Origin of the sequence: Ruegeria sp. 6PALISEP08, from assembly GCF_001238295.1 — a bacterium.
GTDB lineage: Bacteria > Pseudomonadota > Alphaproteobacteria > Rhodobacterales > Rhodobacteraceae > Ruegeria.
In genome coordinates this window covers 336641-357286 of sequence record NZ_LGXZ01000003.1, presented here as the reverse complement: position 1 = coordinate 357286, position 20646 = coordinate 336641, and the positions used below count along the sequence as shown (strand labels likewise).

The window sequence follows — 20646 nt, the reverse complement described above, 5'->3', positions numbered from 1 at the left end:
CCTGAGCCTAGCCAAGCCAATTGACCAGCCCAAGGCGGAGCTTGAAAGCCCGACGCCACCGACGCTCGTACACGGAACCTGGGATGGATCAAAGTCGCGCATGTGGACGATCTGCCTGACCAGGCAGGTGTAGACACAAAGCAATTCAAGCTGAGAACAGCCGACTGACAGTAAACAAAAAACAACGCGTTCGCGTCCGTGACGATGGAAGCCGCCTATACCTCTGAGGGGGCCATGGCTGGATATGGTTGTGCATTATCTTGAGGGCAACGTCGCCCTTTCCAAGAAAAACCTGAGCGAGAGTCAACCCGACAAAAACCGCCAGTATCATGGGGCACGCACAGGTCAATGTCGCTCTGAGGATGGCAAAGGGTACTCGATCTTGAACAATCGCAAGACCGGGCGGCCCTTTGTCACCAGTAACAACCGGCGTTCAGTGCCCGATCCGGTTTTGCGGGACGACCTCATACCCAGGCTCTTCGGGCTCATCATCCAGCATTTCGGGTGGAAATCCCGGCGCGCGGATGTCCAGGCCGGTGGCCTCTTCCAATCGTTTGATGATGTTTGGCGACAACTCGCGTTCGCCATACCTTGCGATGGCGTCCTCGAAGATCTTGATCATGACCGGGTTCATCTCAAGCGGCACACCGGCGCGGTCCGCGACCTCCTGAAACAGACCTATATCCTTTTTCACCAAATCCATGGTGAACGAAATATCGCGGGATCCATTCAGGATGACCTGGCTTTCGGTTTCATGCACAAAGGACGTGCCGGAAGAGATTTTGATGGCCTCGTAGGTCGTGCCCAGATCCATACCTGCTGCCTTGGCAGTCACCAGTGCTTCGGCACAGGTGATCAGATTGGCTGTGGCCAGATAGTTGGTCAGCACCTTCAGAACCGAGGCAGAGCCCAGTTCACCGGTATGCAAAACACGCCGCCCCATGGTGGTCAGAAACGGTAGAATCCGTTCGAATGTTTCGCGGTCACATCCCGCGAAGATCGAGATATTGCCAGTGGCTGCCCGATGACATCCACCTGAAACCGGGCAATCCACCGCCGCGCCACCGCGTTCGATCACCTCAGCGCCAAGACGCTTGACCTCGGCTTCGTCGGTGGTCGACATCTCCATCCAGATCTTGCCGGGGCCAACCTCGGGCAGCATCTCCTGCATCACGGCGTCCGAGGCTGCAGGCGACGGCAGGCAGGTGATGACCGCATCACAGTCCCGCATCAACTGAGCCGGACCCTCTGCTGCCTTTGCGCCTTGGGCGACAAACTCGGTCACCAGATCCGCGTTCAGATCATGCACCGTCAGATCAATACCATTTCGCAGCAAGGATCCTGACAGCTTGCCGCCGACATTTCCCAACCCGATAAATCCAACTTTCATATGTCGCCTCTCCCTGTTGGCATGTGCCCGTCATGCGATCACGGATTTATGCGACCATTCATGCCGCCCAACGACAACCGCAGGTCGCTTTTCGCACCCTTCCCCAGATGTTACGCGTAACGCGCTTGACAAGCGGGTCAGCGGTGCCGCATGTCCCTTTCGTTGGTGTCTGCAACAGCAGATGAAAAGGGAATGCGTCAACGGGTTGTCCGCCAAACGCAGCCGCCCCCGCGACCGTGACCGGAGAGGGTGCCCAATGCCACTGGCCAAGGCCGGGAAGGCGGGACATCCGACAGAGGACCCTGACGAACCGGGCCTCTGACATCCGCAAGCCGGGAGACCTGCCAGCACCCGAAGTTGAAACCGGGCGGGGTGTTCCGGTGTCGGGTCCATGTTGCAACACGTGGCCCGCTTGAAACCCCGTCCCCCGCGAAGAGGATTTGGGGGGATGAGAGATATGACTGAGACCGCACCGGTCGAGCTGCTGGTCTGTACGACCTGCCGCCGCGGTCAGGCTGTTGAGGATGATGCGCAGCGCCCCGGCACATTGCTGCACCAGGCCTTGGAACAGGCCAAATTGCCCGACGGCATTACCCTGAAACCTGTCGAGTGCCTTTCGAATTGCGATCAGGGCTGTTCCATAGTGCTGCGCGGTGGCCCGGATCGCTGGACCTTTGTTTATGAGAACCTGAATGAGGTTGATCATGTCGATGTCATCATCGACGGCGTCACAAAGTATCTGGCCACCGAAGACGGCTTGGTCAAATGGCGCGAGCGCCCCGAACATTTCCGCAAAAACTGCGCATCGCGCATTCCCCCGATTGGAGCCTGACATGTCGAACCTTGAAAAACTGCCCGTCACCGTGATCACCGGATTTCTGGGCTCGGGCAAGACGACGCTGGTCAAACACCTGATGCAGAACCCACAGGGCAAGCGTCTGGCCGTGGTCGTCAACGAGTTCGGCGATGTGGGTGTCGATGGCGACATCCTGAAATCCTGTGCCATCCCGGACTGTCCGGCGGAAAACATCATGGAACTGGCAAACGGCTGCATCTGCTGCACCGTGGCCGACGATTTCATCCCAACCATCGAAGCCTTGATGGCGCTGGAGCCGCGCCCTGAACATATCCTGATCGAAACCTCAGGCCTCGCTCTGCCCAAACCGTTGCTCAAAGCCTTCGACTGGCCCGATATTCGCTCGAAGATCACCGTGGATGGCGTGATCGCTCTGGCCGATGCCGAGGCCGTCGCCGCCGGTCGCTTTGCACCGAATGTCGAAGCCGTGGATGCTCAGCGCATGGCCGACGACTCGATCGACCACGAAACGCCACTGTCTGAAGTGTTCGAGGATCAGATTTCCTGCGCCGACATCATCCTGCTGACGAAACCCGATCTGGCGGGCCCCGAGGGTGTGGCCAAGGCCAAAGAAGTCATCGCCGCCGAAGCGCCGCGCCCCCTGCCCGTGGTTGAGGTTGCCGAAGGCGTTGTGGATGTCCGCGTCGTGCTGGGCCTGGAAGCCGCTGCCGAGGATGACATGGATGCCCGCCCGTCGCATCACGACGGTCACCATGATCACGAACACGACGATTTTGAAAGCATCATCGTCGAACTGCCAGAACAGACCGACCCGGCCGCGCTGGTCACCAATATCGAACGCTTGGCGACCGAGCTGAACATCTTGCGCGTCAAGGGTTACGCTGCCGTCCAAGGCAAACCCATGCGCCTTCTCGTTCAAGCCGTCGGTGCGCGCGTTCGTCACCAGTATGACCGTCCGTGGGAACCGGGTGAAGAGCGCCGTTCGCGTCTGGTGGTCATTGCCGAGCATGACGACATCAAAGAGGTTGAAATCCGCGAGATCCTCGCGGGCGTCACCGAGGCCGCCGAGTAACCCATGCACGTCGTCTTCCGCGAAAGCCACGGGCTCGAGGAAACCGAGACCCCAACCGATCTGGGCCAAAGCCCGGCGGATCTGGTTGTCTTGTCCTTCTCGGACAGTGACCTCGGCGCTTTCGCGGCGGGATGGCATCGCGGTGGCGGGTCCGAGGGGCGGATGCCGACGCTTCGACTGGCCAACCTGACGGCGCTCAAGCACCCTCTGTCCGTCGACACCTATGTCGAGCAGACGCTGGACGGCGCCAAGGGTATTCTGATCCGCTTGATTGGCGGCGTGCCTTACTGGTCGTACGGCTTGCAGCAGGTTCTGGCACTGGCGCAGGCCAAGGGCATCGCGCTAGCCGTGCTGCCAGCGGATGGGCGCGAGGATACGCGGCTGGATGACTATTCCACCCTGCCCGTTTCAACCCTGCGCCGTCTGGCCCATCTGTGCGACACCGGTGGTGAGGTCGCAGCGCAAGCCGCATTGGCACAGATGGCCTTGGCAGCCGGGCTTTATGCCGGGCCGGTGATGGGCGCGAAGACCCTGCCCGAATGCGGGGCATGGTGCCCGGATCGCGGCGTGATTCCAGCGGACACTGCGTTCGAAGGGGACGCGAAATGTATCGTCGTCACGTTTTATCGCGCCTATCTGACGTCGGCCGACACCGCCCCTGTGGCAGCTCTGATCCGCAGCTTGCGCGCGCGCGGGTTCGCGGCAGTGGGCCTGTACGCGCCGTCCCTCAAGGCACCTGCAGCAGCCGATTGGTTGCGCGAGACTCTTGGGACGTTGACCCCCGCTGCGATCATCAACGCCACGTCTTTTTCCGGCAAAGGTGCGTCGGGCACTTCCCCGCTGGACGCCGCCAACGTGCCGGTATTTCAGATCGCTCTGGCCACCTCGCGCCGCAAAGCCTGGGCTGAGGCGGAACGAGGTCTCTCGCCCGCTGACCTGGCAATGCATGTTGTATTGCCCGAGGTAGACGGACGAATTTCGGCGGGCATCGCCTCGTTCAAGGAACCAGGCAAACGCGACCCGCATCTGGAATATTCCCGCTTCGCCCACCGGGCCGAGGCGGAACGGATCGAAGCCATCATCGACCGGGTTTCAGGCTGGCTGAGTCTGACCGACAAACCGAAGGCGGATCAGATCCCTGCGCTGGTGCTGTCGACCTATCCCGGCAAAGATTGGCAGATGGCCCATGCCGTGGGTCTGGACGCACTGGCCTCTGCCGAGGCAATGCTGTTCGATCTTCAGAGCGAAGACTATGAAACCGCACCAGCGGAACCAGTCTCCGAGACGTTGCCAGACGCTCGGATTTCCTGGCCGCTGGAAGGGTATTTGGGCGCTTTGGCCGAACTGCCGGAACAATTGCAAACCGACCTTCATACGGCTTGGGGCAATTGCGAAGACGATCCCGCCTTCGATGATGGCGCGTTTCACTTCACAGCCCTGCGCCGGGGCAAAGCTCTGGTCGCGCTGCAACCCGAACGCGGAACGCCCGAACTCCGCGATGACGACTACCACGACCTGTCGCGCACGCCGCGCCACGGCTATGTCGCGTTTTACTTGTGGTTGCGCAAAGGTCTGGGCGCAGATGCGCTGATCCATATCGGTGCCCACGGAACGCTGGAATGGTTGCCCGGAAAATCGGTTGCCTTATCCGCCGACTGCTGGCCCGAGGCGCTGATCCGCGACCTGCCGGTAATCTACCCCTTCATCGTCAATGACCCCGGCGAAGCTGCGCAGGCCAAGCGCCGGATCGGGGCCGTCACGCTGGGCCATATCCCGCCGCCGATGAAGGAAAGCGGTACACCGGACCGGATGGTGCGGTTGGAATCGCTGCTGGATGAATTCTCGAATGCAGACGGGCTTGACCCCAAACGCCGGGACCGTTTGCAAGAGGATATCCGGGACGAAGCGCAAGCCATCGGTCTGGAAAGCGATCTTGGCCTCGATCAGGCCACCTGCACCGCCGAGGCTATCACCCGGATCGACCGTTTTGTCTGTGACATCAAGGAAAGTCAGTTCGGAGACGGGCTGCATATCTTTGGCAGGGTGCCCGAGGTGACGGGCAATTTCGACCCGGCAGCATCTGCTCAAGCCGAACGTGGCGCTTTGATCGACGCGCTTGCGGGCAAGCGGATCGAAGCTGGCCCATCTGGTTCCCCCTATCGCGGGCGGTCGGATGTGCTGCCTACCGGACGGAACCTTTATACAACCGATCCACGCTCGGTTCCGACCCGCGCGGCCTATGCGCAGGGCGTCAAACTGGCTGAGGAGTTGGTACGCCGCCATCTGCAAGAAGAAGGCGATTACCCCAAAGGGCTGATTGTCGACCTGTGGGGCTCAGCCACCATGCGCACTGCGGGCGAAGAGTTCGCGATGGCGCTGCATCTGCTGGGCGTCAAACCGGTCTGGGACAAAGGGTCCGAGCGGGTTTCAGGCATCGAAGTCCTGCCGATCACCGATCTCAGCCGCCCACGTCTGGACGTTACATTGCGCGTTTCGGGCTTGTTCCGAGACGTGTTCCCAACCCTTTCGGCGCTTTTCGGTCAAGCCGTCCGTGCGCTGTCTGCGCGCGACGAAGCACCCGACTGGAACCCTTATGCAGGTCAGGACCCCTCGGCCCGCGTCTATGGACCGGCACCTGGCAGTTATGGCGTCAATATGACCCAATTGTCCGAGGTCTATACCGAAGAAGCGCGCGCGCAGGCGGGCGAGGCATGGCTAGAGGCCAGTTCTTTCGCGCTGGAAGGCGAGCACATTGAGCAAGACAAGGACGGCATCACCCAGCGCGTTACCAATGCCGACAGCTTTGTTCACCTGCAGGATCTGACCGAGACCGACCTGCTGCTGGCCAATGACTATGCCACACATGAGGCCGGTTTTGCCGCAGCCAAAATGATCACGGGCGGCAGCGCGCAGCTTTACCATCTGGACAACACCAACCCCGAAACTCCCCGCGCCCGAACCCTGCCGGAAGAGATCAGCCGAGTCGTCCATGCCCGCGCCGCCAATCCCGGCTGGATCGCCGGGATGCAGCGGCATGGCTTCCGGGGTGCGGCTGAAATCGCCGCAACGCTGGATCACATGGCCTCGTTCGCGCATCTGTCCGGGACGGTCGCGCCGCACCTGTTCGACCTGTACCATGATGCCACATTGGGCAACGAAGAGGTGGACGCTTTCCTGCAAGAGGCCAATCCCAAAGCCCATCAAGCAATGCAGGACCGGTTCCGCGCGTTGCTTGAGGCCGGACTTTGGAACACCCGCCGTAACTCGATCCGCGCGGATCTGGAGGGTCTGACATGAGCGCGCCCGTTGTTCAGGGATGGTGCCCCGGTGCCCACCGCCCGATGATGTCCGGCGACGGGCTGGTCGTGCGCGTAAGGCCCCGGTTGGCACGGCTGGAGGCCGAACAAGCGCTGGGGCTGTGCGACCTTGCAGATCGGTTTGGAAACGGGTCGATCGATTTGACCAATCGGGCCAATCTGCAGCTGCGGGGCGTGGAGGACTATGACCATCAGCCACTGCTCAAGGAGCTTGCGGCGCTGAACCTGCTGGATGCGGAGCCCGGCATTGAGGTGCGACGCAATATTCTGGTCACTCCGCTGTATCAGGCGGGCGATTTAACCGCGCGCCTGACGCAGGACCTGATTGACCGGCTGGCAGAGCTGCCCGCCCTGCCCGCCAAGTTCGGCTTTGCCATCGACACCGGCCCCGCGCGGCTTTTGAGCGCGGATTCAGCGGACATTCGTCTGGAAACCGATGCTGACGGCCTGATCCTGCGTGCAGACGGCTGCGAAACCGGGCGCCGTGTGACCGAGAGCGACGCGATTGACCACGTCATCGCTTTGGCACGGTGGTTTGCCAGGACCTACACGCCCGAGGCTCGCCGCATGGCGCGGGTCGTCGACGCGCTGCCGCAGGAATGGCAAGGAAACCCGCCCGGCCCTGTCGGCGCAAAATTGAAACCCGGCTCGTGCGAACTCGGCGCTCTGTACGGCGCGGCTTTTGGGTCGCTGCCGGCGCGCAAGCTTTATGATCTGATTGACGATAGCGGCGCGACTGCCCTGCGTGTCACCCCGTGGCGGCTGATCCTGCTGGAAGGCGGCGCGGTGATACCAGCCCCAGAGTTTGTCACGGATGGCACCGACCCGCTGATGACCGCAGACGCCTGCCACGGTGCCCCGTTCTGCTCGCAGGCTCAGGTGGAAACCCGCGACATCGCCCGCGCCTTGGCTTCGCACGTGCCCGGGCGCCTGCATGTCTCGGGCTGCGCCAAGGGATGTGCCCGGATGGGGGCTGCCGACATTACATTGGTGGGCGCAAACGGACGATTTGATCTTGTAAAACAGGGCCGCGCAGGGGATGAGCCCTGCCAGCGCGGGCTCGACCCCGAAACACTTATGACCATGGACTTCACCTGATGCCCTATGAATATGAAACCGATGGCGCGGCGATCTACAAGGAAAGCTTTGCCACCATCCGGTCCGAGGCTGATCTGGCCCGTTTTGAAGCTGATGAAGAGCAGGTCGCCGTTCGGATGATCCATGCCGCCGGGATGGTTGGGCTGGAAGAGTTCGTGCATTTCTCACCCGGCTTTGTGTCGGCTGCCCGCACGGCATTGGAAAACGGCGCGCCGATCCTGTGCGACGCGCGCATGGTCAGCGAAGGCGTCACCCGCTTCCGCCTGCCCGCCGATAACGAGGTGATCTGCACATTGCATGACGACCGCGTGCGCCCCTTGGCCGCCGAGATGAGCAACACACGTTCCGCCGCTGCGCTGGAACTGTGGCGTCCGCATCTGGAAGGCGCTCTGGTCGCCATTGGCAACGCGCCAACGGCCCTTTTCCATCTGCTAAACATGCTGGAAGATCCAAATTGCCCGCGCCCTGCAGCAATCATTGGCTGCCCGGTCGGCTTTGTTGGCGCCGTCGAATCCAAGGATGCGCTGTGGGAGGCCCAACCGGTGCCGTCCTGCATTGTCAAAGGTCGACTGGGCGGCAGTGCCATCACCGTGGCGGCCGTCAACGCCATCGCAAGCCGGGCAGAATGAGCATGGGTACCATATACGGTGTGGGCCTTGGCCCCGGCGATCCGGATCTGATGAGCGTTCGGGCGGATCGCCTGTTGCGCAATGCCAAGCATGTGGCCTTCTTCCGAAAGCCGGGCCGCAGCGGTCAGGCACGTAAGATCGTAAACGGTATGATTCCTGAAGGCGCGGTTGAGTTTCCGATGGAATACCCGGTAACCACCGAGATTCCGGTCGCTGATCCGCGCTACAACGAACTTTTGGCTGCGTTCTATGAAGATTGTACCGCCCATCTGAAAGCGCTGTCCGAGCAGGGCGAGAATGTTGTGGTTCTGTGCGAGGGCGATCCGTTCTTTTATGGTTCGTTCATGCATCTTTACAGCCGCTTGCGCGAACAGACCCCGGTCGAGGTTGTGCCCGCCATCACCGGCATGTCCGGTGCCTGGACCGCGACTGGTGATCCTATCACCTGGGGTGATGATGTACTGACCGTGCTGGTTGGCACTTTGCCCGAAGACACTCTGGCCGAGCGTATGGCGCAAACCGACGCGCTCGTCGTAATGAAGATCGGGCGCAACATCGACAAGGTGAAACGTGCTTTGAAGACCTCAGGTCTTTTTGACAGGGCGTGGATCGTCGAATTTGCGCAGATGCCCAACCAGACAGTGACCAAACTGTCAGAGGCCTGCGAAAAGATTACCCCGTACTTTTCGATCATCGTGGTGCATGGTCAGGGACGGCGTCCATGAGCGGTTGGGTCAAGATTGCAGGGCTGGGACCGGGTGATGAGGCACTGGTGACGCCCGAAGTCACGTCGGCGCTGGCCGAAGCCACCGATGTCGTGGGTTATATTCCTTATGTGGCGCGTGTGGCCGAACGCCCCGGCCTGACCTTGCACGCAAGTGACAACCGGGTCGAAATCGACCGCTCGCAACACGCATTGCAAATGGCAGCCGCCGGCCGAAAGGTTGTGGTGGTGTCTTCGGGTGATCCCGGTGTGTTTGCCATGGCCGCGGCCGTTTTCGAAGCGTTGGAGAGCGGGCCTGCAGAATGGCGCAATCTTCAGATTGATGTGCTACCGGGGATCACTGCGATGCTGGCCGCATCTGCCCGCGCGGGCGCTCCGATGGGGCATGATTTCTGCGCCATCAACCTCAGCGACAACCTCAAACCATGGGCTTTGATCGAAAAACGTCTGCGTCTGGCGGCGCAGGCCGATTTCTCGATGGCCTTTTACAATCCACGCTCGAAGTCTCGCCCCGAAGGGTTTGTAAAAACACTGGAAATCCTGCGCGAAGAATGTGAGTCAGAGCGCCTGATTTTGTTCGCTCGCGCCGTGTCGCGGGCAGATGAAGCAATCCGGGTTTCGACACTTGCCGAAGCCACGCCTGAGATGGCCGATATGCAGACGGTGGTTATTGTGGGGTCATCCCGCACCCGTGTAATCGAACGCAACGGCGCACCAATCGTCTACACCCCGCGCTTCACCCCTGATAAGGATCAGGGATGAGACAGCCAGTCCAGAACCTGTGCGACACTCGAAAGCTCGGTCCGCTGCGGCAGAACCGGGCGGTCGATCATCAGCACGGGCAGGCCCAAGGCACGCGCCACGTCCAGCTTGGCCCGCGCGCCCGAGCCGCCTGCGTTTTTGGACACAACCAGCTGCGTGCCGTGGCGCAGCATCAGCGCGCGGTCCTCAGATTCGGTAAATGGTCCACGGGCAACGACAACTTCGGCATTCGGCAAGGGCAGGCTTTCGGGGTCGTCTACAAGGCGCAGCAGGTAATGGTGCTGGGGCTGGGCGGCAAAGTCTTCAAGATGCATACGACCAACGGCGAGGAACACGCGCTGGGCGTCGCCGGACAACGCGTCGACGGCCGCTGCAATGTCCGGGACGTGATGCCAGGTGTCGCCGGGCTGCAGCGCCCACGCCGCGCGGGTCAGAGCGGCCAGAGGCGTCTGCGTTGTCCGACACGCCTCAATCGCGTTCCGGCTCATCTGGGCCGCAAACGGGTGGGTCGCATCCACAACATGGGTAACGGCGTATTTGCGGATGTACTCGGCCAAACCTTCCGAACCGCCGAAGCCTCCAACGCGCACTGGCAAAGGCTGCGGGCGTGGGCTTTCCACACGTCCGGCGTAGGAATACACAGCCGCAATCCCTTGTTCCGCAATGGCTTTGGCCAAAGCGTTGGCCTCGGTCGTACCGCCAAGGATCAGCACATTGGGGATCAGGAGGTTGGTCATGTCTGATGCTCCGTGGCTGACAGTTCTGGGACTGGGCGAAGATGGGCTTGATGGCCTGTCACCTGCAAGCCGTCAAGTGCTGGACCGGGCCGAAGTGATCATGGGGCCGTCGCGCCACCTATCGCTGCTGCCCGAAACCGGAGCAGATCGTATCGAATGGCCGGTGCCGTTTTCAGATGGCTTGCCGATCCTGCAAGGTTTGCGCGGAAAACAGACCGTTGTTCTGGCCTCGGGCGATCCGTTCTGGTTTGGCGCAGGCTCGGTCGTTGCGCGCAATTTCGATGCCGGAGAATGGACCGCCCTGCCCGGCCAATCTACCTTTTCGCTTGCCGCTGCCCGTCTGGGCTGGCCTTTGGAAAGTACGCTGACCTTCGGCCTGCACGCTGCACCCCTGACGCGACTGCGGCCTCATCTGGCCCCGGGTCTGCGGGCGATTCTGTTGCTGCGCGACGGAAAGGCCGTGGCGGAACTGGCAACATACCTGACTGAAACCGGCTTTGCCGACTCGTCCCTTCATGTGATGCAGGCGCTCGGCGGTCCGCGCGAAAGCTCTCAGACCGTCACTCTGACCGAAGCCCTTCTGGGCACGTTCGACCGTCCCGTCTGCGTTGGACTGGACGTTACCGGTGCAGGTCCCGCGCTGTCCAAAGCGTCTGGCAAACCGGACGACATTTTTGAAACCGACGGGCAGATCACCAAACGGCCCATCCGCGCCTTGACCCTTTCAACGCTTGCTCCTCAAAGGGGTGAGCATCTGTGGGATATCGGCGGCGGCACAGGTTCGATTAGCATCGAATGGCTGATGTGTGATCCGACCCTGTCAGCGACATGTTTCGAACCCCGCGCTGACCGGGCTGAGCGCATCCGCCGCAATGCCGATGCATTGGGGCAGGATCGTCTGAACGTCGTGCACGGAACTGCGCCAGAAGCGCTGTTCAACGAGGAGCTGCCGGATGTCGTTTTCATCGGTGGAGGGTTGAGTGCCAACCTGCTGGCCTGGCTGCGCGATGCGCTTCCTAAAGGCACGCGCCTTGTCGCCAATGCCGTCACATTGGAAAGCGAGGCCCTGCTAGCACGATGGCACGAAGATTTGGGCGGTGACCTTTTGCGAATCGAGCTTGCGCAATCTGCCCCTCTGGGACCAAGGCGCGGCTGGAAATCCGCCTACCCGGTTGTGCAGTGGAGCGTGACGTTATGATCGTCGCTGGCCTTGGATTCTCTTCTGCTGCAACAGCCGACAGCTTGCGTAAAGCATTTGAAGTGGCAACTGCGAACCATGATGTGACAGCCTTGGCAACCGTTGCCGACAAGGAAGGCCATTCGGCGCTGACATCCTTCGCAGAGGAGGTATCTCTGCCCTTGCATTTCGTTGCCGCAGCCGACCTGGCGGATCAACGCACCCTCACCTGCTCGACCCGCAGCCGTGCCACCTATGGCACTGGAAGTGTGGCCGAAGCATCCGCATTGGCTGCCGCCGGAGAGCTTTTTGGCTCGGGCGCGCGGCTGCTCTCACCCAGACAAATTTCAGACGACCGGCTGGCGACTTGCGCCATAGCCATCGGAGGACAAACATGACCGTTCATTTTATCGGTGCCGGACCGGGCGCCGCCGACCTGTTGACGTTGCGCGGGCGCGATATCATCGCATCCTGCCCTGTCTGCCTCTATGCAGGTTCGCTGGTCCCGGAAGAGATCCTGGGCCATTGCCCCGAGGACGCAAAGATCGTGAACACCGCGCCCATGGACCTGGACCAGATCATGGCCGAGATCGACGCTGCGCACAAAGCGGGTCAGGATGTGGCGCGCCTGCATTCCGGCGACTTGTCGGTCTGGTCGGCGATGGGTGAACAGATCCGCCGCCTGAAACAGATGGGCATCCCTGTCAGCGTGACCCCCGGCGTGCCGTCCTTTGCCGCGGCCGCTGCGGCCTTGGGTACTGAACTGACCCTGCCCGGGCTCGCACAATCCGTCGTTCTGACCCGGACACCGGGGCGCGCATCGACGATGCCCGAGGGCGAGACGCTGGAGAACTTCGCCCGTACTGGAGCGACTCTCGCCATCCACCTGTCGATCGGCAATCTGGACAAGGTCATCGCCGATCTTACTCCGGCCTATGGTGCAGATTGTCCGGTGGCCGTGGTCTACCGCGCCAGCTGGCCGGATGAACGGATCATCCGCGCGACGCTGGCAACGCTGAAGGACTCGCTGGAAGAAAGCATCGCGCGCACCGCATTGATCATGGTGGGTCCGGCCTTGGCAGGTGAAGGCTTCGATGAAAGCTGCCTGTATTCCAAGGATTATGATCGCCGCTATCGCCCGCAAAGCACCGACAGCCCGTGGTCCAGCTGGAGTCACGGTGATGACTAACCCCCCAGGCATTCTGATTTCGGCCCCGTCGTCAGGCACCGGAAAAACAACGGTTATGCTGGGCCTTTTGCGCGCGTTGGCCGAAGACGGCTTGACCGTGCAGCCATTCAAGAGCGGACCGGACTACATCGACCCGGCGTTCCATCGGGCGGCGGCAGGGCGAGCCTCGTTCAATCTCGACAGCTGGGCGATGGGCGATCCGCTGTTAAACGCGATCTCTGCTCAGGCCGAAGGTGCAGATATCGTTGTGGCCGAAGGCTCGATGGGTCTGTTCGACGGTGTCGCCAAACCCGGAGAGCTGGGCCATGGGTCGAGCGCCGAAACTGCTGCACGGATGGGGTGGCCTGTGGTGCTGGTTCTGGATGTGGGCGGTCAGGCTCAATCCGCAGCGGCCACGGCATTGGGGTTCAAGATGTACAACCCCGATCTGCCCTTTGCCGGAGTAATCCTGAACCGCTGCGCAAGCCCCCGGCACGAGCGTTTGACCCGGCTAGGGATGGAACGCGCAGGACTGCCGGTGCTGGGCGTACTGCCCCGTCGTGGTGATCTGACCCTGCCCGAGCGGCATTTGGGATTGATCCAAGCTGTGGAACACCCTGATCTGGAAAGCGCTATTGTGGGTTATGCCGCGTTTCTGCGCGAACATGTGGATCTGGATGCAATCAAACAGGCGGCTTCCTTGGGCCCTGTTGGGCCGTCGTCAACCGCGCTGCCGCCTCCCCCTGCTCAACGGATAGCACTGGCTCGGGACGCAGCGTTTTCGTTCACCTATCCGCATTTGCTGAAAGGCTGGCGCTCGGCCGGGGCCGAGATCATGCCCTTCTCGCCACTGGCCGATGAAGCCCCTGCGGCAGATGCCGATCTGGTCTGGCTTCCGGGTGGTTATCCCGAACTGCACGCCGGCACATTGGCCGCTGCGAACACGTTCCTCACGGGTCTGCGCAAACATGCAGAGACAAAGCCGGTGCACGGAGAATGCGGTGGGTATATGACGCTCGGGACTGCGCTGATCGACAAGGATGGCGTGCAGCATGAAATGGCGGGTTTGCTGGGACTGGTGACGTCTTATCAAAAACGCAAGTTCAACCTGGGCTATCGCAAAGCCGAGCTTCTTGCCCCTATGCCCGGATTTGCCGAAGGCGCTGCGCTGCGCGGGCATGAGTTCCACTATTCTTCGATCGTGGACCAACCTGATGCACCGCTTGCGCGTGTGTTTGATGCAGAAGGCGCAGAAGGCCCGCAGACCGGCTCGGTGCGCGGCAATGTCACCGGCACATTCTTTCACCTGATCGCTGAGGCCTCGGCATGAGCGGCTTTGTTTCTTTCATCGGCTCGGGCCCCGGCGATCCGGACCTGCTGACGCTGAAGGCCGTAGACCGATTGCAAAAAGCCGACGCCGTTCTTTTCGACGACCTGAGCAGCGGGCCAATCCTGAGCCACGCGCGCGAGGACGCGGATCTTGTGGGCGTGGGGAAACGGGCCGGTCGCCCCTCGCCCAAGCAGGACCATGTCAGCCGGTTGCTGGTGGACTATGCTCAGACTGGCCAACATGTGGTACGGTTGAAATCTGGCGATGGCGGCATGTTCGGGCGTTTGGAAGAAGAACTTGTGGCCCTTCGCGAAGCTGGAATTGAATATGAAATCATTCCTGGCATCCCATCTGCCATTGCGGCGGCAGCGGCGGCAGGTATTCCGCTCACCCGCCGTCTGACCGCGCGACGGGTGCAATTTGTCACCGGTCATGACGTCAGCGGTGAACTGCCTGACGATCTGAACCTGGCTGCTTTGGCCGACTCTCAAGCGACCACCGTGGTGTTCATGGGCAAGCGCACTTTCCCGCTGCTGGTCGATGCGCTGAACGCCCATGGCCTGCCGCTGGACACTCCGGCTTTGATGGCAGAATCCGTTTCGACCCCGGATCAAAAGCTGCATCGCGCCACCATCGGCGCTTTGGCGGAGCAGTTGAAATCTGAGATCGGCAAAGCCCCGGCCTTGATCCTTTATGGCCCGCTGGCGGAGTTCGAAGATGATTGATCTGAGCCTGATCGGCATCGGTACCGGTAACCCGGAGCATGTGACCTTTCAGGGTGCGCAGGCCATCCGGGCAGCGGACCTGATCCTGATCCCGCGCAAGGGCGAAAACAAGGCTGATCTGGCTGGTTTGCGCGAAGAGATCATTGCGCAGGTGGCAAACACCCCGCCGCAGATCGCCTATTTCGACATCCCTACGCGACGAGCGGATGACGGCTATCTTCGCGGTGTTGACGACTGGCACGACGCCATTGCCCTGCGCTGGCAGGAGGTGATGAACGCCCACCCGGAGGCACGGACCGTAGCGCTGCTGATCTGGGGGGATCCGTCGCTTTATGACAGTTCGCTGCGCATCGCGGCGCGGCTGGACCCCAAGCCCAACACAAAAGTGATCCCCGGTATTACTGCCCTGCAGGCTTTGACAGCTGCCCACGCGATCCCGATCAATGATCTGGGTGCGCCCTACGTTGTTACAACCGGGCGTCGTATCCGGGATGAAGGATGGCCTGAAACCGCCTCGAAAGTCGCCGTAATGCTGGATGGAGAATGCTCATTCCAATCCCTTGATATGGCGGATTTTGACATCTGGTGGGGGGCCTATGTGGGTATGAAGGAAGAACTGCTGATCAGCGGCCCTCTGGATCAGGTCGCCCAGAAAATCCTGGACACCCGCGCCAAAGCCCGAGCGGATCATGGCTGGATCATGGATATTTATCTGTTGAAAAAGCGCGCCGTGTAATTGCGCCCAGCACACGGGTTTGTGACTGCGCGATACGTTCAGGTCTGGCACACAGGTCTCAGCTAGAAATCGGAGATGTGTTGATGAAAACTTTCATCCCTCTGCTCGCCCTGATCGCTTTGCCTGTCTGGGCGCAAGACGCCCTTGAAGGCTGGGCGGTGCATCCGACAGACAAACCTTATGCCGAACTGGTCGACGCCACCAAGGCCGCGATCAAGGAAAACGGGTTGATCGTCGTGACACAGGCAGGTCCCACCAAGGCTGCTGCCGCGCGCGGGATCACCATACCGGGCAACCGGGTGATTGGGGCCTTCAACAATGATTACGCGGTGCGGGTGCTTGAGACATCGACCAATGCGATGATCGAAGCGCCGATCCGCTTTTATGTCACCGAAAATGAGGGCGGAACCGCCACCCTGTCCTACAAAACTCCCAGCTTTGTTTTTGCGCCATATGCATCGGAAGGTGGGCAAGCCTTGCTGAATATCGCCACAGAACTTGACACAAAGTTTCAATCTGTCGCCGAAGACGCAGTCAAATAGTCACACTGGCGTGAACCGCCTTGCGTCCAGGGGCGTCCTCCGCAATCTGCTTCGAAACGGTTACTTCGGAGCATGACTGATGCAGGACCCCTCGCCCCGCGCCGCGGATCTTCTGGCCCAACGCCTGTATGAAGCGGGGTGCCGCCACGCTTTCGGAATGCCCGGGGGTGAGGTTCTGACGTTGGTGGATGCGCTGGAAAAGGCGGGGATTACCTTTCATCTGACCAAGCATGAGAACTCTGCCGGGTTCATGGCCGAGGCAGTGCATCACCGCGATGGGGCACCAGCGATTTTGGTGGCCACGCTAGGCCCGGGCGCCATGAACGGAATCAATGTGGTGGCGAACGCGTTGCAGGACCGGGTGCCGATGATCGTCCTGACCGGATGTGTCGACGCGGACGAGGCGCTGACCTATACGCATCAGGTAATGGACCACAGCCGGGTCTATCGCTCGATCACCAAAGGGACCTTCACGCTGACCGCCAAGGGCGCGGATGTTGTCGCCGACAAGGCGGTGTCTCTGGCCATGCAGCCACGCCCCGGCCCGGTTCATGTCGATGTACCAATCTCGGTTGCAGATACGCCTGTGACCGGCGTGAAACACCGCCGCCTTGCAAAGGTCGCACCCGTAAGCCCTGGGGGAGAGTGTCTGGAGAAAGCCCGCCGGTGGGTGGCCGAGGCCAAGCGCCCTGTCGCCATAATCGGGTTGGATGTCCTCTATGACGACTCGCGCAGCGTGGTGCAGGCGTTCGTGGAGCATTTTGGCATTCCGTTTGTAACCACTTACAAAGCCAAAGGCGTGGTGCCTGAAGATCATCCCCTGTGTCTGGGCGCGGCCGGTCTGTCGCCGCTGGCCGACAAACATCTGATTCCTTTGATCGAACAGGCCGACCTGGTGTTGTGCCTGGGCTATGATCCTATCGAAATGCGCCCCGGCTGGCGCGAAATCTGGGATCCCGAGGATAAGCGCGTCATCGATATCTCTGCCGTCGTCAATGATCACTATATGCATCAGGCGGGTTTGAACCTTGTTGCAGATACGGGCGAAACGCTGGAAGCCATCGCAAAGGGCAACCCTGCCCATACGACTTGGCCAAGTGGCGAACCCTCGCATGTCAAAGCTGCTCTGGCAGAGGCTTTTCCCAGTGATGAAGACTGGGGACCTGCGGCTGTCATCGCCGAAACCCGGGCGGTTCTGCCGCCTGAAACGCTGGCAACAGCTGACAGCGGCGCGCATCGTATCTTGTTGAGCCAGATGTGGGAGTGCAGCGAAGAACGCGGGCTGATCCAGTCTTCGGCGCTGTGTACTATGGGCTGCGCGGTTCCGATGGCCATTGGCTTGAAACTGGCCGAACCCCAGCGCCCGGCCATCAGCTTCTCAGGCGATGCCGGGTTTCTGATGGTGGCCGGGGAATTGTCGACTGCAGCCGAAATGGGCGGCAACCCGATTTTTCTGGTCTTCGTGGACGCAAGCCTTGCCTTGATCGAGCTGAAACAACGCCAGCGACAGATGAGCAACAAGGGCGTGGACTTTGGCCATCATGATTTCGCGGCCATGGGCCGGGCCTTTGGCGGAAACGGCCACACAGTCCGCAACCGGGCCGAGTTGCGCGCAGCGCTGGAAGCTGCTGTAAAAGCCGAGACATTTACCGTCATTGCTGCTGAAATTGAGCGTGGAGGCTATGATGGCCGCATCTGAAGGCCCCCTGAAGGGCGTCAAGGTTCTGGATCTTAGCCGCATTTTGGCAGGACCCACCTGCACGCAGTTGCTGGGAGATCTGGGCGCAAGCGTCATCAAGATCGAAAATCCCGCTACCGGCGGCGACGACACTCGGCAATGGGGCCCACCCTATGTGACGGATGCCGAGGGCAACCGCTCGGACCTGAGTGCCTATTTCATGTCGGCCAACCGCAACAAGAAATCCGTCACGCTGGATATCGCCACGGCTGAAGGTCAGGCTGAGATTCGGCGACTGGCGTCACACGCGGATATCCTGATCGAGAACTTCAAACCCGGTGGGCTTGCGAAGTTCGGGCTGGACTATGCCACCCTGTCGCAAGAGTTTCCCAGTTTGGTCTACTGCTCGATCTCGGGCTATGGCCAGACCGGGCCCAATTCCAGCAAGCCCGGCTATGACCTGATGGCGCAGGGCTATGGTGGGATCATGTCTTTGACCGGCGATCCCGAGGGCGCGCCGATGAAAGTGGGTGTTGGCATCGCAGATGTGATGTGCGGGATGTACGCAAGCGTCGGCATTCTGGCCGCACTTCGCCACCGTGACCTGACTGGTGAGGGCCAGCAAATCGATCTGGCGCTGGTGGATGCCCAGATTGCCTGGCTGATCAATGAAGGCGTGAACTATCTGACCTCGGGCAGTGTCCCGCAGCGACGCGGCAACGGGCACCCGAATATCGTACCTTATGATGTGTATGAAACCGCCGACGGGCACGTGATTCTCGCGGTCGGAAATGACAGTCAGTTCAGAAAGCTTTGCAGTTTCATCAATAATCCCGAGCTGGCCGACGACCCCAGATTTGCGACCAATCCAGCCCGACTGGAGCATCGGGACGCGCTAAACGCCACTTTGCGACCTGCAATGCAAGCATTGGACACGCAGACCGTTATTTCTGGTCTCGAGGCAGTCAAAGTGCCCGTTGGCCCGGTTCAGACGCTGGATCAGGTGTTTGACACCGAACAGGTGGCGGCACGACAGATGCAGATCGCAATGCAGGCCCAGCCGGGTCAGGTCAACCTGATCGGGAATCCCCTGAACCTGTCGAGGACGCCTGTAACATATCGCAGCGCCCCTCCGGTCTGCGGGGCGGATACCGAGGCCGTTCTGAGCGCTGAAAACCCGTTCGAGGATTGAAATACTTGCACATTTAGGCGGCAAGTTGCTGAAACATGCCCTTGAATCGGCGGTTTTTTTCGTCTTTTACGCACACGTCATTTCACCAATTCGAGAGCAGGGTCGATACTGTTACGCCGCTCTCGCACACTCTGTTACATCGAACAGTGTCAAATATCGCAATCAGATTGGACCCAAGTATGAAACAAGATGTTTTTGGACAGATGAACACCCTGACCCAGCCGGCTGCTGTCGATGCCTGGAATGGTGTTCTGCTTGGTTTCATGGCCCATGCCGCCGTTACCCCCCAACATCTGGGCAAAGTGCTGGAGCTTGAGCCCGACTTCGCACTGGGCCATGCGATCAAGGGTCTGTTCATGGCTCTGCTTGGGCGACGCGAGATGATGGCGGTTGCCGTCGACGCGCTGGCTGCTGCCAACGCAGCGATGGAACGTCAGCCCATCACAGCGCGCGAGCGTCTCTATGTGGATTCGCTGGCCCTGTATTTGGCGGGCCAACAGGCTCGGGCCGCACAGAAATTCGAGGCGATTCTGCGTGATCATCCGCAGGACACGCTGGCGATGAAGCTCAGCCACGCAACCCGCTTTGTTCTGGGTGATGCTGACGGGATGCGTCGCTCGATCGAACGCGTGATGCCTGCCTATGAACCTGACCACCCGGGCCGGGGCTATCTGCTGGGCTGCCACTCCTTTGCGCTGGAAGAGACCGGCGCTTATGAAAAAGCTGAGATCGCAGGTCGTCAGGCGCTGTGGATGGTATCTGACGATGCTTGGGGTCTGCACGCGGTGGCCCACGTTCATGAGATGACCGGCAACGCGCAGCTGGGCCTTGACTGGCTGGCCGGACGAGAAGACGCGTGGGCGCATTGCAACAACTTCCGCTATCACGTCTGGTGGCATAAGGCGCTCATGCATCTGGATCTGGGTCAGGTCGATCAGGTGATGGATTTGTATGACAATCATGTCCGCAAGGACAAAACGGACGATTACCGCGACATCTCGAACGGCACTTCGCTGTTGATGCGGCTTGAGCTTGAGGGCGTAAATGTCGGAAATCGCTGGGAAGAGCTGGCTGACCTGAGCGCCGCACGCACCGAAGATGGCTGCCTCATCTTCGCCGATCTGCATTACCTTCTGGCGCTGACCGGTGACAATCGCACCGACGCCACTGCCAAGATGCTGAGCCGCATGAACACGGATGCTGCGCGCGCCAATGACGATACGACCCGCCGCATGGCCGATCCCGGAGTTGCAGCCGCCATGGGCCTCGAAGCCTTTGGTGACGGCCATTATGGCACGGCGTTTGATCACCTGCTGGCAGCGCGCGGTTCAATGCAACTGGCCGGTGGCAGCCATGCGCAACGTGATGTATTTGAACGAATTACCATCGATTCCGGCCTGCGCGCCGGGCGACTTGATGCGGTTGAACGTATTCTGGACGACCGCCGCGCCAAACGTGCCGGAGGCGAAGACAATTATGCCATCGCGCGCCGCGCCCTGATCGACGCGGCCCGTGACGGCGGCGACGTACAAAGCGTCCCCGCCGAATAACA

At 60.8% G+C, this 20646-nt stretch carries 19 protein-coding genes and 1 riboswitch; of the genes, 17 read left to right on the top strand and 2 right to left on the bottom strand.

The window, feature by feature from the left end; all coding sequences use genetic code 11:
- Positions 1-433: 433 nt before the first annotated feature.
- A complete protein-coding gene (locus ALB80_RS07200; RefSeq protein WP_050603341.1) occupies positions 434-1390 on the bottom strand; it encodes an NAD(P)-dependent oxidoreductase in 957 nt (318 codons plus the stop codon).
- A gap of 146 nt (positions 1391-1536) precedes the next feature.
- A riboswitch (cobalamin riboswitch) is annotated at positions 1537-1754 on the top strand.
- A 93-nt stretch (positions 1755-1847) separates the two neighbouring features.
- Here ALB80_RS07200 and ALB80_RS07195 point away from each other — a divergent pair.
- The 7 genes from ALB80_RS07195 to cobJ are packed head-to-tail and all read left to right on the top strand — an operon-like array spanning position 1848 to position 9809.
- On the top strand, positions 1848-2222 hold the full coding sequence (locus ALB80_RS07195) for a DUF1636 domain-containing protein (protein ID WP_050603340.1): 375 nt from the start codon (positions 1848-1850) through the stop codon (positions 2220-2222).
- A 1-nt stretch (position 2223) separates the two neighbouring features.
- Positions 2224-3279 (top strand): cobalamin biosynthesis protein CobW, encoded by a 1056-nt coding sequence (gene cobW / locus ALB80_RS07190; protein WP_050603339.1) that lies wholly within the window; start codon positions 2224-2226, stop codon positions 3277-3279.
- A 3-nt stretch (positions 3280-3282) separates the two neighbouring features.
- Positions 3283-6576 (top strand): cobaltochelatase subunit CobN, encoded by a 3294-nt coding sequence (cobN, locus tag ALB80_RS07185; RefSeq protein WP_050603338.1) that lies wholly within the window; start codon positions 3283-3285, stop codon positions 6574-6576.
- The gene (locus ALB80_RS07180; RefSeq protein ID WP_050603337.1) at positions 6573-7694 is read left to right on the top strand and encodes a cobalamin biosynthesis protein CobG; all 1122 of its coding nucleotides are present in this window, start codon (positions 6573-6575) and stop codon (positions 7692-7694) included. Before cobN ends, ALB80_RS07180 begins: the two co-directional genes overlap by 4 nt.
- The gene (locus tag ALB80_RS07175; RefSeq protein WP_050603336.1) at positions 7694-8323 is read left to right on the top strand and encodes a precorrin-8X methylmutase; all 630 of its coding nucleotides are present in this window, start codon (positions 7694-7696) and stop codon (positions 8321-8323) included. Before ALB80_RS07180 ends, ALB80_RS07175 begins: the two co-directional genes overlap by 1 nt.
- Complete coding sequence (locus ALB80_RS07170; protein WP_050603335.1) at positions 8320-9048, top strand: precorrin-2 C(20)-methyltransferase; 729 nt, start codon at positions 8320-8322, stop codon at positions 9046-9048. The genes ALB80_RS07175 and ALB80_RS07170 overlap by 4 nt, the downstream gene beginning before the upstream one ends.
- The gene (cobJ, locus tag ALB80_RS07165; RefSeq protein ID WP_050603334.1) at positions 9045-9809 is read left to right on the top strand and encodes a precorrin-3B C(17)-methyltransferase; all 765 of its coding nucleotides are present in this window, start codon (positions 9045-9047) and stop codon (positions 9807-9809) included. The genes ALB80_RS07170 and cobJ overlap by 4 nt, the downstream gene beginning before the upstream one ends.
- On the opposite strand, the gene ALB80_RS07160 is transcribed toward cobJ, so the two are convergent.
- Positions 9800-10546, bottom strand: a complete 747-nt coding sequence (locus ALB80_RS07160) for a cobalt-precorrin-6A reductase (protein WP_172677865.1) — start codon at positions 10544-10546, stop codon at positions 9800-9802. The genes cobJ and ALB80_RS07160 overlap by 10 nt on opposite strands.
- On the opposite strand from ALB80_RS07160, the gene ALB80_RS07155 reads away from it, so the two are divergent.
- From ALB80_RS07155 to ALB80_RS07110, 10 genes are all read left to right on the top strand, one after another.
- Positions 10545-11744 carry a bifunctional cobalt-precorrin-7 (C(5))-methyltransferase/cobalt-precorrin-6B (C(15))-methyltransferase gene (locus ALB80_RS07155; RefSeq protein ID WP_050603333.1) on the top strand — a complete coding sequence of 400 codons (1200 nt, stop codon included), beginning with the start codon at positions 10545-10547 and terminating at the stop codon, positions 11742-11744. The genes ALB80_RS07160 and ALB80_RS07155 overlap by 2 nt on opposite strands.
- Entirely contained in the window at positions 11741-12121 is a 381-nt protein-coding gene (locus ALB80_RS07150) for a cobalamin biosynthesis protein (RefSeq protein ID WP_050603332.1), read from the top strand. The genes ALB80_RS07155 and ALB80_RS07150 overlap by 4 nt, the downstream gene beginning before the upstream one ends.
- The gene (cobM, locus tag ALB80_RS07145; RefSeq protein ID WP_050603331.1) at positions 12118-12912 is read left to right on the top strand and encodes a precorrin-4 C(11)-methyltransferase; all 795 of its coding nucleotides are present in this window, start codon (positions 12118-12120) and stop codon (positions 12910-12912) included. The genes ALB80_RS07150 and cobM overlap by 4 nt, the downstream gene beginning before the upstream one ends.
- Positions 12905-14221 carry a cobyrinate a,c-diamide synthase gene (locus ALB80_RS07140; protein WP_050603382.1) on the top strand — a complete coding sequence of 439 codons (1317 nt, stop codon included), beginning with the start codon at positions 12905-12907 and terminating at the stop codon, positions 14219-14221. Before cobM ends, ALB80_RS07140 begins: the two co-directional genes overlap by 8 nt.
- Positions 14218-14946 (top strand): uroporphyrinogen-III C-methyltransferase, encoded by a 729-nt coding sequence (gene cobA / locus ALB80_RS07135; protein WP_050603330.1) that lies wholly within the window; start codon positions 14218-14220, stop codon positions 14944-14946. The genes ALB80_RS07140 and cobA overlap by 4 nt, the downstream gene beginning before the upstream one ends.
- Positions 14939-15682: a precorrin-6A synthase (deacetylating) gene (gene cobF, locus ALB80_RS07130; protein ID WP_050603329.1), complete on the top strand. Its 744-nt coding sequence runs from the start codon at positions 14939-14941 to the stop codon at positions 15680-15682. Before cobA ends, cobF begins: the two co-directional genes overlap by 8 nt.
- 83 nt (positions 15683-15765) lie before the next feature.
- Complete coding sequence (locus ALB80_RS07125; protein ID WP_050603328.1) at positions 15766-16224, top strand: DUF302 domain-containing protein; 459 nt, start codon at positions 15766-15768, stop codon at positions 16222-16224.
- A 79-nt stretch (positions 16225-16303) separates the two neighbouring features.
- Complete coding sequence (locus ALB80_RS07120) at positions 16304-17923, top strand: thiamine pyrophosphate-binding protein (RefSeq protein WP_050603327.1); 1620 nt, start codon at positions 16304-16306, stop codon at positions 17921-17923.
- Complete coding sequence (locus tag ALB80_RS07115; RefSeq protein ID WP_050603326.1) at positions 17910-19094, top strand: CaiB/BaiF CoA-transferase family protein; 1185 nt, start codon at positions 17910-17912, stop codon at positions 19092-19094. The genes ALB80_RS07120 and ALB80_RS07115 overlap by 14 nt, the downstream gene beginning before the upstream one ends.
- Positions 19095-19273: 179 nt before the next feature.
- Positions 19274-20644: a tetratricopeptide repeat protein gene (locus tag ALB80_RS07110; protein WP_050603325.1), complete on the top strand. Its 1371-nt coding sequence runs from the start codon at positions 19274-19276 to the stop codon at positions 20642-20644.
- Positions 20645-20646 lie beyond the last annotated feature (2 nt).